Raw genomic sequence first — 11,509 nt, forward strand, 5'->3', positions numbered from 1 at the left:
AGGTTCGTCCTTTTAAGATATGCACATAGACCATCGTGATATGCCATAAAATAATGATAGCCTACTTATGATCAGGGGAGATGTAGCCTGTGAGTCGTCCCAAAATCGGATTGGCCTTAGGTTCAGGAGGAGCGCGTGGGTTTTCCCACCTGGGTGTACTGAAAGTGTTGAATGAGAACGATATACCTGTTGATTTGGTCGCAGGAAGCAGTATGGGTGCATTAGTCGGGTCTTTCTATGCCGCTGGACAGCGGATCGATGATATGTATAAATTGGCCTATACGTTCAAACGTAAATATTATCTTGACTTCACAGTGCCGAAAATGGGCTTTATCCAAGGGCATCGGATCAAAGAGTATATCCGGCTGTTCACCTTCAATAAAAACATCGAAGACTTTGTTGTTCCTATGGGGATCGTAGCTACCGATCTGTACACAGGTGACAAGAAGGTGTTCATGACTGGAAAGGCAACGGAAGCTGTCAGAGCAAGCATCAGCATTCCAGGGATTTTCGTGCCGGAGCGTATTGATGACCGCCTGTATATTGACGGAGGCGTGATTGATCGTGTGCCAGTCTCTGTAGCGAAGGAGATGGGAGCGGATCTGGTGATTGCCGTGGATTGTGCACACTTTGATTCTGAGTCGAACATCAATTCCATTTATGATGTCATTACGCAAAGCATTGATATCATGCAGGATGAACTTGTCAGTTACATGGGAGTATCTGCAGATATAATGATCAAACCCGACGTTTCCCAGTTCAGTTCACGTGCATTTACGAATATCGATGAAATCATAACCAAGGGTGAGGAAGCAGCGAAGGCTGTAATCCCCGATATTAAGAAACAGATTGGCGCTTGGAAGGGGACATGACATGAAATCGAACAGACGTTACATCATTACAGCAATCATGGTTGTATTGATTGCAGCATTTCTAACGGGATTCCGTTTACCATATTATATTTATCAGCCAGGATCTGCAGATGCCCTCAATCCTGTTGTCAGCGTGGAAGGTGGATACGATAGTGAAGGGGATATGCACCTCGTCACTGTCAGAGGCGGACAAGCTACACCCATTCAATACTTATTAGCAATGGTACGTCCGTTCCATCAGATTTATCCATTGGAGGAAATACGTCCAGAGGGGATATCCGAGAGTGAATATTTCCACGCTCAGCTTCAGATGATGGAGTCCTCGCAGGAAGCTGCGAAGGTCGTCGCATACGAGGCTGCTGATAAGCAGATTGAAATCACCTACAAAGGAGTCTACGTCATGGGGCTGCTTGAGGGTATGCCTGCAAATGATAAATTGGAGCCTGGTGACAGGATCATCAAAGTGGATGATACCAAGGTAGAAAAATCTCAGGACCTCATTGAATATGTGGAAGGAAAAGAAGCTGGAGATAAAGTGCAGCTCACCTTACAACGAGGTGGGAAAGAGATGACTAAGGAAGTAGCACTTGCCCAATTTCCAGAACAACCAGAAAAGTTGGGAGTCGGAATCTCGCTCGTAACAGATCGGGATGTGGAAGTAGATCCGGAGACCAATTTCAGCAGTGGTGAAATTGGAGGGCCGAGTGCAGGGTTGATGTTTTCTTTGGAAATCTATGACCAGCTCACTGAAGAGGACCTGACAAAAGGTTACCAGGTTGCTGGGACAGGGAGCATCTCCTATGAAGGGGAAATAGGAAGGATCGGTGGAATCGATAAAAAGGTCGTAGCAGCTCACGAAGATGGGTGTGATATCTTCTTTGCACCGAACGAAGGTGGAAAAGACAATTCCAACTATGAAGAAGCGAAAGCAGCTGCAGAAAAAATTGAAACCTCGATGAAAATCGTTCCTGTAGATAATTTCGAAGACGCATTGAACTATTTGGAAGAACTGGATGGAAAAGCTTAATATCTTATAAAGAAGAGGAGACCAGCAGACGGTCTCCTCTTTTTGATATTCTTTAGCTTCTCGGTGTTAGGCGGTTGCGCACTTGATTTTCATTGTTGTCCAATCCTGATTGGAGGCTGCAATTCTTGTTTAAGCAAAGTGTTCTTTTTCTCACCTTGCAACGCACTATAGTAAGCCCCAGAAGCACGTTCCTCAACGTTGAGAAGAGGATGGTCAAGCTGCTGCAGTTGAGTGACCAGTGGAACATCCATGTCTTTTTTTATCGAACGTAAATACCGTTGGCCGACGTCATTCATACCCAACACTCTGACATAGGGCATCCGGTCGAGGGACAATAAATCCGAGGCATCTTTTTTCTTCGTATTACAAATAATATGAACGAACATCCGTTGAAGCCTCGTCCATGTGTAGCGCTTCGTTTTCACCTGTTCCATCAGTGCATGAAAAGAATCCACATCTGTCACGGCTTTTTTCAACCTGTACTCCAGACCTTCATCAACTGTATGGATCTCTCTTAATTCAGATGGACTCATTGTCAAAAGCTTGTAGTGAAGGAGAGGAAAGTAACGTTCCCAATCATGCCAGCTGCCTGTATGCTGCTTATATCGTTGCAGCAGTTCTGTCGTGGACTCAGGCATCGATGCTTTTGCGAGCTCCGTCATCTGGTCGCCAAGGAACAATTCCTTCCGGATGCTGGTCGCACTGGCGATATTACTATCGATCGTTTCATCATGGTAATGCGATTGTATCCGTTTGATCGTCAGGGGGGCGATTTCAGGCGAATGGTTGAGAATCTGCTTTACATACCCGAATCCAAGAATGTTGTTCGGCTGGGAAAGGTCCACTGTATCCATTTCCCCGGTAAGTCCGATATATTCATACGCGCCTTTGGCTGCATCTGGAAAAGAGAGGCCGCCTGCCAATCCTTTCTTCAAAGCTGAATCGAAGGTATGCTGTTGCTGAAGGTATGTAGTGACAGCATTTTTAAACGACTGGATGTCGCCATGCTCACTCCCGAAACAGATTGCGTCTACACCAAGTTCCCTTAAGGTCAGGACTGCGCCTTTACTGAAGTAATCGCTATGTTCAACTGCAAACAAGTGTGGAAGTTCAACGACAAGATCCACTCCTGAAGCAAGTGCAGCAGATGCCCGGTGCCATTTATCCATGATCGAGGGTTCCCCGCGCTGAAGGAATTGACTGCTCATAACAGCAATCATACATTCAGCCCCCGAGTGTTCCCTGGAAGCTTCAAGGTGGTGTAAGTGCCCATTATGAAAAGGGTTGTACTCCACAATTAAACCACATGCTTTCACAACATCACTCCTTATCATTGTCGTAAATCGTTTAGGAAAGATACTGGGAGGTTTCGTCAATGAATTTCATTCGTCAATAACCTTCATTATATGTTATCTTAGTAGAATATGAAATGTATGAAGCACCAGTTATGTGAAAAAGTAAGGCTGTAAAGAAAAAATATTGACAAAAGAGTAAAATATATTTACAATAACTCTTGTTGCCATGAGGTGATGAATATGAAATTTCCTCTACAGAAACTCAAACAGACTGGTCAAGAACCGTTTGAATTTGATGATCATGTAGATATCAGCGAACTAGAAGAAATGAACAACGACATCCGTCACATCCCTCCGGTCCATGTCAAAGGATATGCGACTACACAGGGTGAGGAAGTCACTTTCGTCTTCACTGTGGATGGAGTCATGACGCTTCCATGTGCACGGACACTCGTTGATGTAGAGTATCGATTCCATGTAGATGCCGTTGAAGTTTTCTCCACTTCCCGTTATTACGAGGAAGAAGATGAATCAGAAGTTCATCCGGTTGATGGAGAAATGCTTGACTTGACGCCTTATATCAAGGAAAATGTATTATTGGAGGTTCCGATGCGTGTGTTCTCTGAAAATGATGAGGCATACGAGAAGGCACCACAAGAAGGTAAAGGATGGCAACTGGTTACAGAAGAACCAGAGGAAAAGAAAATCGATCCTCGCATGGCTAAACTTCAATCATTGCTCGATGATGAAAAACAAAATTGAGAAAATCGCTATAGAGATTTTCAATCGCATTAAAGGGGGTGTAGAACATGGCAGTACCAAAGAGAAGAACTTCTAAAAAAGTCAAAAACCAACGTCGTACTCACAAGAAACTTCATGTACCTGGTATGGTTGAATGCTCAAACTGTGGTGAGTACACGAAGCCACACCATGTTTGCAAATCTTGTGGACAGTATGATGGAAAGCAAGTGGTTGAACAATAATTGCTGAGAAGATGTCTGAATCCTATTCAGGCATCTTTTTTTTGAAAAAAATCTGCTATATTTCCAAGTCAAGCCTTATGTGTAAGGCGTTACCGTATTAAGTTAATGGTAATTGGTAAACAACTCGCTTTTCTGTGGGGGAACTGGCAAGCTTCCTCGGGCATTTGCCCTGCGGGATCTAGCCTACCTCCTTCTCCCACGGAAGTCTCGCTGTTTACCAATCACCATATAGAAATAGGCGAACGCAACATAAGGGTAGTTGTCAAATTCATCAAACTTTATCTAAGGACAGAGTAAATGGTTCTTCAATCAATCATGTAAATGAAAATAAAGGAGTAGTAAAGATGGATTTTTCTACGATTACATACGAAATGAATGAGATTGGTTTACTTACGATCACCTTGAATCGTCCAGAAAAAATGAATGCAGTTTCTAAGGGGATGGTTAAGGAATTGAAAGAGGCATTTGAACAGGCGAAGCAGGAAGAGAATTTGAAATGCCTTGTCCTTACCGGTGCTGGAGAGAGGGCATTCTGTTCAGGTGGAGATCTGCATGATTTCCATGGAGAAATGTCCGCAGGAGAAGCCTTCCAAATGCTCTATCCAATGAAAGAAGTAGTCTATCAACTGGCTTCTTTCCCACTACCGACGATTGCATTGTTAAATGGTCAAGCAAGAGGTGGCGGCTGTGAAATCGCGACAGCCTGTGACTTCAGATATGCAGTGAATGGTTCATCCTTCGGCTTTATCCAAGGAAAGCTCGGCATCGCTCCGGGATGGGGCGGAGGTGCGTTGCTTTATGAAAAAATAAGACCGGAGCTTGCTTTTAAGTGGTTGGCGGAATCCACGATGTACACCACTGAAAAAGCCTTTCAAGTCGGTTGGGTCCATGAAGTGATTGAATCCAGCCAAATGAATGAGGCAGCTCTTCTATTGAAAGACCTTTTGAACAAATCTATTACACAGTTGCGAGCCTGGAAACATCAGTATAATCAAAGGCTATCGATCCTATCTTTGTCTAGCATGATGGATGAGGAAGTAAGGGTGTGTTCAAAACTATGGGAATCCGAAGAACATAAACGGGCCGTCCGAACGTTTATGGAAAATAGAAAAGAAAAATAGGCCGCTTGATTCTATCATCCTTCTTGTTTGCATACTTATTAACAAACAATAGAGGAGGGATGAGATGGATTTGACCCGTCAGGATGCCTGGAAGGAAGATGAAGACCTTCTGTTGGCAGAAACTGTTTTACGTTGCATCAGGCAAGGTAAGACACAGCTGGAAGGCTTCAAGGAAGTAGCGGAAAAGCTGGAGCGGACACCTGCTGCATGCGGTTTCAGGTGGAATGCGAATGTCCGGAAACATTATCAACGTGCCATAGAAACCGCTAAGTCAGAAAGAAAGAAGCGGCAGATAAAAGAACCTGCTGAGAATAAAGCACAGGATGCCATGTCATTGGATGATGCAATTTGGCTTCTGACAAGCATGAAAGAGAAACAACACTCTGCCGATGAATTACCGGAAATAAAAACGAAACTCGAACTACTCCAGGAAGAAAATAAAACATTGAAACGGATGCTTGTCCGCTATCAGTCTGCCTGGGAAGAAGTCGAAAAAATGATGGCCTGGGTCGTGAATGAGGAGAAGTCTTTGAATCGTTGAACAGCTTCCTTCAGCATTCAAGCCAATAAAAAAAGCCTCGCTATCGGTACATTAGCGCGGCTTCATTTATTTAAAGATCAATCCTGGACGATTTCTTTTTCAGTGACACCCGATGGCATCCAAATCAATGGATTTTCCCCCAAGTCACGTTCCACTTCATAGTGGGCTTTTTGGAAGCCCATCTTTTCCCAGAACCCGTGCGATTTGATACGAGGGTTCGTTTTTATAGGGAGGTCATAGCTCTTAGCAAAATCTACGAGTGCTTTCCCGAGCCCTTGCCCCTGATAATCGGGTAATACCTCAAGTTTCCATAATTCCACGTAATTCTGAGGGGGATTGAAATACTGATCGTATTTTTTATCCACTTTGTAAAGGCTCATCCTCGCAACTAAAGCGTTTCCAAAGAAGATTCCGAAAAACGGAGACTCACTATCGTTTTCTACTATGTTATTTTCAAGGTCATCCAGCATGGACAACTCTTGGTTTCCGTATTCTTTAAAACGCTTGAACTCTTCAAGTGTCTTGTAGTTTACCAAAAGGCGTTCCACCTTCAATGTATCCATCACGATGCATTTCCCCTTTCTTTATCTCTAATCCACATTATAATATAAAAATTTTCAGAATGAAATGAACAATTGAATAATTATTCAGTTCTCCAGTATCTACCTCCTGCGATTTTTTGCTACAATAGTTAAATAGAAGCAGACAGCCGGAGGGATAGGCTATGAGAATCGGTATTATAGGTGGGGGAGCAATCGGATTGCTGCTTTCATCATTATTGGGAAAAGACCATGATGTCACGATCTATGTACGACGTTGCGAACAGCTTCAAGCCATTAAAGAAGAGGGAGTTTCCCTGTCAGAATCGAATCGTACCACCCGTGTCGCAAGTAAAATGTTCGGAGACTGGGACAGGCATGATTTGATGTTTGTTTGTGTCAAACAATACCACCTTGACGAATTGATTCCGTTGTTAGATCAGCTGGATTTCGATATCCCTCTCGTTTTTCTCCAAAATGGAATGGGGCATTTAGAAGCGATAGACAGGCTCGAGAACCACCAGGCAATTGTAGGGGTGATGGAGCATGGTGCCATGCGTGTCACGGATACAATTGTTAATCATACAGGAAAAGGGGTTTTGAAAGTTGCCCCTTATCGTGCTTCAAACATCAGCATGTATAAAGTGAAAGAGCTATCTGCACCTGATTTTCCAATCCAATTTATGGAGGATTTCTACCAGCTGCTGGCGAAGAAGTTAGTGGTCAATACTGTAATCAACCCCTTGACTGCCTTGTTTGAAGTGGAGAATGGACGGATCGCGGAAGACCCTCATCTTAAGAAGCTTGCCTACATGATTGGGGAAGAGGCGTGCGAAGTATTGCAGCTTTCATTTGATGAAGAGTGGGATAGAGTCATGGAAGTAGTCAGGCTCACTGCTGCAAACCTTTCATCAATGGCGAAAGACATCCAAGAGGGAAGGCGGACAGAAGTCGATGCTATCCTAGGCTATTTAATGGAAAGAGCAACGAAAAAACACCCGAATATCCGTTTCGCCTATCACGCCATCAAGGCGAAAGAAGGACAAAGGAGTAGAAGTGAATGATTGATGGATTTATGTACCTATATGCAGCACTGGTTACTCTGCCGATTCCGTTCATGCTGCTCGTCTATTTCGTCACTAGGAAGATATATCGTCACAAATGGAAGGCGATTCATAAAACGGTCAATGTTATGACGATTCTGTTCATCCTGTCTGTCGATCTGCTTTGTACAGTGTTGTTTGGAACCTCTTATATCGGGTGGATCCTCCTGTTTCTGCTGATCACGTTTGGGGCGGCCCTCATAATACAATTCAATAAGACGGAAGATGTTCATGTACTACGTGCTTTCAAGCGGTTTTGGAGATTCAACTTTCTTCTCTTCCTTACCGTCTATATCGGTCTTAGTGTTTACGGATTGACCATGGAACTTTTAGCCCTGTGAACATAATATGTGAACTTCTGTCTTCTTTTTTGTACAATACATAAAGATACATATTCATAGATGATAAAGGAGACATTCACACATGCGAATAGATCCAATGGAAATAGACAATAGAAATCGGCTCGTAACAGCCTATTTGAAAGATTACGAGTCAGTTGCAGATAAATTTGATTATCATCCTTTCGCAATAGAGTCACAGGAACAGAGACTCAAGGACTTAAGTGAAATGGACCATGACCGGGATTCACTTGTCCGCGTCTTGACTGATATGAACAAAAGTTGGCAAGCGCCATCTTCAACCATCGAAAACATTCATAAACTGGCTGATCGGCAAACAGTTGCAGTAGTCGGTGGGCAGCAGGCAGGATTGATGACCGGCCCTCTATATTCTGTTCATAAAGTCATTTCAATTCTTCACTATGCAAAGCAAGCGGAAGAAAATCTTCGTGTTCCAGTCGTCCCCGTATTTTGGGTTGCAGGGGAAGATCACGACTTCGCGGAAGTCAATCATCTAATGCAGCGTACGGATAACAGAATGAAAAAGATTCAGACGGCACAAAGGGTCGAGCGTAAGTACCCGGTAAGTGATGTCCAGCTCGATAAAGCTGTCACAAAGGAATGGCTTGACCGCGTATTTGCTGAGCTTGAAGAGACAGCTTTCACGAAAGATATTCATCGTGAACTGGAAGCAATGATTGAGGATGCTACTTCCTATGTCGATTTTTTTGTGAAAGTCATCTATCGACTTTTTAATGAGGAAGGTATCGTATTGATCGATTCCAATCACCCGGAATTACGGGAGATGGAGTCTGGCCATTTCGTACGCATGATTGAAAATAATGAAAATATAGCGCGTGGGGTGTATGCTTCATGCCATGAGAGTGCATTGCAAGGGTTCCCTGTCGCTCTGGATAGTGAGTTGAACGATGCGCACCTTTTTTACCATTTGGATGGAGAACGAATTCTTCTGGTACGGGATGAAGAGGGCAAGTATATCGGTAAGCAGCATGAGGTGGCGTTCACTAGAGAAGAACTTCTTGACATTGCTCGTAACGAGCCGGAAAAGTTGAGCAATAACGTCGTAACCCGTCCAATTATGCAGGAGCTCGTATTCCCTACCTTGGCATTTATCGGAGGACCCGGTGAAATCAGTTACTGGTCTGTACTTAAAGCCTCTTTCGGTGTGATGAACCTTAAAATGCCGCCGATTGTACCAAGGCTTTCATTTACGTGGATTGACCGTAAAACAGTGAAATATGCCAGTGAGTTTCAGCTGAGCATCAAGGAAATCATCTTGAATGGAACAGGTTACCATAAGTCGGCTTGGCTCATGTCGCAGAATTATCCGCCGCTTGAGCAGTCTATCGACCAAGTGAAGTTGGAGCTGGAACGAATCCATGAGCCGCTCCGTAAGAAAGCAGGTACCATCAGAGATGATTTAGGTGCTTTGGCTGAAAAGAATTTATTTCATTTATTCCGTGAAGTGGAATTTCTAGGTCAGCGAATGGCTCATGCAATGGAAGAAAAACATGAAAGAGAATTGAAGAAGTTCGATCATCTATCTGTGCACCTGCATCCCGAGGGAGGATTGCAGGAGCGAATGTGGGGAGTCCTTCCTTTTATCAATACTTATGGATGGGGGATTTTTCAGGAAGTCGTCAAACATCGACTATCTTCTGAAGCTTCCCATTACGGGGTCTACCTATGATCCCCCACCACTCCCCACCATTTGCATGAAACTGCGAAAAACGTTGATATAACAAGATATTTTTCTTGTGAATCCTGCTCATTTGAGCAGGATTCTTTTTGTGGTGGAGCGAATTCTTAAAAATAAGTGGTGAAAAGTGGGGGGATGTGGTAAGCTATTTTAAAAGGTGGGGGAAACTCTATGTTCATGGGTGAATTTCAACATAACATTGATACAAAAGGGCGAATAATTGTTCCCGCTAAATTCAGGGAGGGGCTTGGTGAGAAGTTCGTACTCACACGAGGTCTAGATCACTGTTTATTCGCTTACCCGGAAACAGAGTGGAAGCTGCTTGAAGAAAAGTTGAAGAAACTCCCCCTAACCAAGAAGGATGCCCGTGCCTTCACCCGATTCTTCTTCTCAGGCGCAGTTGAATGTGAAGTGGACAAGCAGGGAAGGATAAATATTGCCCAACCCCTCAGAAACTTCGCGAAGCTGGAGAAAGAATGTGTTGTAATCGGAGTCTCCAACAGAATTGAATTTTGGGCGAAGGATCAGTGGGACGATTATTTTGAAGCGTCTGAAGACTCTTTCTCTGAAATTGCTGAGAACATGATGGACTTTGATATTTGATAAAGGCGGGAGCTTACTATGTTTGAACATTACAGTGTATTGAAAAACGAAACGATTGAAGGATTAAATATTGACCCTGAGGGTACATATGTAGATTGTACGCTAGGTGGCGGCGGCCATTCGGAAGAAATCTGCCGTCGTTTGAACCAGAATGGTAGACTGATCGCCTTTGATCAGGATGAAATGGCGCTTGAAGCTGCCAAGTCTAGATTATCCAAATATGAAGGGCATGTTACTTTCATCCATGCAAATTTCAGGCAATTGGAAGAGAAGTTGTCTGAACATGGAATAGAAAAAGTGGATGGAATCCTTTTCGATTTAGGGGTTTCAAGCCCGCAGCTGGACGTCAAGGAAAGAGGGTTCAGCTATCAGCATGATGCACCTTTGGATATGCGGATGAATCAGCAGGATGATTTTTCTGCGGATCAAGTCATTAACGAGTGGACCTATGAAGAGTTAGTTAAAATCTTTTTTAAATATGGGGAAGAGAAATTCTCCAAACAAATTGCCAGAAATATAGAAGCGAAGCGGAAAGATAAGCGGATCGAAACGACCTATGAGCTTGTGGATATCATTAAAGAAGCTATTCCCGCTCCTGCAAGGCGTAAGGGAGGGCATCCTGCGAAACGTATTTTCCAGGCTATCCGAATTGCTGTCAACAAAGAATTGGAAGTCTTCTATGATGCCTTGCATCAGGCTGCAAGAGTAGTCGATCTCAATGGAAGAATTGCTGTGATTACGTTTCACTCTCTTGAGGACCGGATTTGCAAGCAGGCTTTCAAGAAGTGGAGCACCAACCCTCCGATTCCCAAGAATATTCCAATCATACCGGAAGAGAAGCTGCCTCCATTCAAAATGGTGACGAGAAAACCGGTAGTTGCGAACGAAGAGGAGCTTGAGGATAACCGCAGGTCAAGATCGGCAAAGCTTAGAATCGTAGAAAAGATAAAAGAGTGGTCTGAAGAATTTCATTATGAAGAAGGGTGGAAACGAATATGAGTCTTGAGCAAGTCAGACAGTACCAGCAGCACGAACAGATGACAGAACCAAAGAGACAGACGAAAGTCAAAGTACATAAGAAGCGGTGGGTATCCAAGGGAGAAAAATTCCTTTACACGATCGTTACTGGTGTTGTAGCGGTAGCATCTGTGTTCATGATCAACCTTTCCTCCTCCACTGACGGTTTGAATCGTGAAATTCAAAGTGTAGAAAAAGAAATACAGGTACAGAAGAGCCAGAACGAAACACTTGAATATCAAGTGAAAGAATTGAGCAACCCTGATCGGATTCTTAAAATTGCAAAAGAAAACGGATTGAAAATCCAAAATGCGGAAGTGAAACAAGCATCTACATTTGCGAATTAATCC

Annotated in this window: 14 protein-coding genes; 12 read left to right on the plus strand and 2 right to left on the minus strand. The window is 43.6% G+C overall.

The genetic code is table 11. The features are described from left to right. Positions 1 to 89: 89 nt before the first annotated feature. Together ACFQ2J_RS02520 and ACFQ2J_RS02525 are read left to right on the plus strand one after the other, a co-directional pair. Entirely contained in the window at positions 90 to 872 is a 783-nt protein-coding gene (locus ACFQ2J_RS02520; RefSeq protein WP_386056284.1) for a patatin-like phospholipase family protein, read from the plus strand. Between the two features lies 1 nt (position 873). Continuing rightward, on the plus strand, positions 874 to 1,899 hold the full coding sequence (locus tag ACFQ2J_RS02525; protein WP_386056286.1) for a SepM family pheromone-processing serine protease: 1,026 nt from the start codon (positions 874 to 876) through the stop codon (positions 1,897 to 1,899). A gap of 89 nt (positions 1,900 to 1,988) precedes the next feature. Here ACFQ2J_RS02525 and ACFQ2J_RS02530 read toward each other — a convergent pair whose 3' ends face one another. Beyond that, entirely contained in the window at positions 1,989 to 3,233 is a 1,245-nt protein-coding gene (locus ACFQ2J_RS02530) for a nucleotidyltransferase (protein ID WP_386056288.1), read from the minus strand. Between the two features lie 201 nt (positions 3,234 to 3,434). Between ACFQ2J_RS02530 and ACFQ2J_RS02535 the strand changes: the two genes are divergently transcribed. The 4 genes from ACFQ2J_RS02535 to ACFQ2J_RS02550 all read left to right on the plus strand — a co-directional run bounded on the left by ACFQ2J_RS02535 (position 3,435) and on the right by ACFQ2J_RS02550 (position 5,839). Then, entirely contained in the window at positions 3,435 to 3,956 is a 522-nt protein-coding gene (locus tag ACFQ2J_RS02535) for a YceD family protein (protein WP_386056290.1), read from the plus strand. A 47-nt stretch (positions 3,957 to 4,003) separates the two neighbouring features. Beyond that, the gene (gene rpmF / locus ACFQ2J_RS02540; protein ID WP_386056291.1) at positions 4,004 to 4,177 is read left to right on the plus strand and encodes a 50S ribosomal protein L32; all 174 of its coding nucleotides are present in this window, start codon (positions 4,004 to 4,006) and stop codon (positions 4,175 to 4,177) included. Between the two features lie 344 nt (positions 4,178 to 4,521). Then, positions 4,522 to 5,298 carry an enoyl-CoA hydratase/isomerase family protein gene (locus ACFQ2J_RS02545; protein WP_386056293.1) on the plus strand — a complete coding sequence of 259 codons (777 nt, stop codon included), beginning with the start codon at positions 4,522 to 4,524 and terminating at the stop codon, positions 5,296 to 5,298. 64 nt (positions 5,299 to 5,362) lie between these two features. Then, on the plus strand, positions 5,363 to 5,839 hold the full coding sequence (locus tag ACFQ2J_RS02550) for an RsfA family transcriptional regulator (RefSeq protein WP_386056295.1): 477 nt from the start codon (positions 5,363 to 5,365) through the stop codon (positions 5,837 to 5,839). Positions 5,840 to 5,916: 77 nt separating this feature from the next. On the opposite strand, the gene ACFQ2J_RS02555 is transcribed toward ACFQ2J_RS02550, so the two are convergent. After that, complete coding sequence (locus ACFQ2J_RS02555; protein WP_386058312.1) at positions 5,917 to 6,402, minus strand: N-acetyltransferase; 486 nt, start codon at positions 6,400 to 6,402, stop codon at positions 5,917 to 5,919. A gap of 161 nt (positions 6,403 to 6,563) precedes the next feature. Between ACFQ2J_RS02555 and ACFQ2J_RS02560 the strand changes: the two genes are divergently transcribed. The 6 genes from ACFQ2J_RS02560 (at position 6,564) to ftsL (ending at position 11,506) form a co-directional block, all read left to right on the plus strand. After that, positions 6,564 to 7,442: a 2-dehydropantoate 2-reductase gene (locus ACFQ2J_RS02560; RefSeq protein ID WP_386056297.1), complete on the plus strand. Its 879-nt coding sequence runs from the start codon at positions 6,564 to 6,566 to the stop codon at positions 7,440 to 7,442. After that, positions 7,439 to 7,822: a DUF3397 domain-containing protein gene (locus ACFQ2J_RS02565; protein WP_386056299.1), complete on the plus strand. Its 384-nt coding sequence runs from the start codon at positions 7,439 to 7,441 to the stop codon at positions 7,820 to 7,822. Before ACFQ2J_RS02560 ends, ACFQ2J_RS02565 begins: the two co-directional genes overlap by 4 nt. Before the next feature lie 82 nt (positions 7,823 to 7,904). Further along, positions 7,905 to 9,530 carry a bacillithiol biosynthesis cysteine-adding enzyme BshC gene (gene bshC / locus ACFQ2J_RS02570; protein WP_386056301.1) on the plus strand — a complete coding sequence of 542 codons (1,626 nt, stop codon included), beginning with the start codon at positions 7,905 to 7,907 and terminating at the stop codon, positions 9,528 to 9,530. A gap of 180 nt (positions 9,531 to 9,710) precedes the next feature. Then, positions 9,711 to 10,142 (plus strand): division/cell wall cluster transcriptional repressor MraZ, encoded by a 432-nt coding sequence (gene mraZ, locus ACFQ2J_RS02575; RefSeq protein ID WP_386056302.1) that lies wholly within the window; start codon positions 9,711 to 9,713, stop codon positions 10,140 to 10,142. Between the two features lie 18 nt (positions 10,143 to 10,160). Then, complete coding sequence (gene rsmH / locus ACFQ2J_RS02580; protein WP_386056304.1) at positions 10,161 to 11,141, plus strand: 16S rRNA (cytosine(1402)-N(4))-methyltransferase RsmH; 981 nt, start codon at positions 10,161 to 10,163, stop codon at positions 11,139 to 11,141. Then, on the plus strand, positions 11,138 to 11,506 hold the full coding sequence (gene ftsL, locus ACFQ2J_RS02585; RefSeq protein ID WP_386056306.1) for a cell division protein FtsL: 369 nt from the start codon (positions 11,138 to 11,140) through the stop codon (positions 11,504 to 11,506). The genes rsmH and ftsL overlap by 4 nt, the downstream gene beginning before the upstream one ends. Positions 11,507 to 11,509 lie beyond the last annotated feature (3 nt).

Origin of the sequence: Thalassobacillus hwangdonensis (assembly GCF_042675915.1) — a bacterium.
GTDB classification, from domain to species: Bacteria; Bacillota; Bacilli; order Bacillales; family Halobacillaceae; genus Thalassobacillus_A; species Thalassobacillus_A hwangdonensis.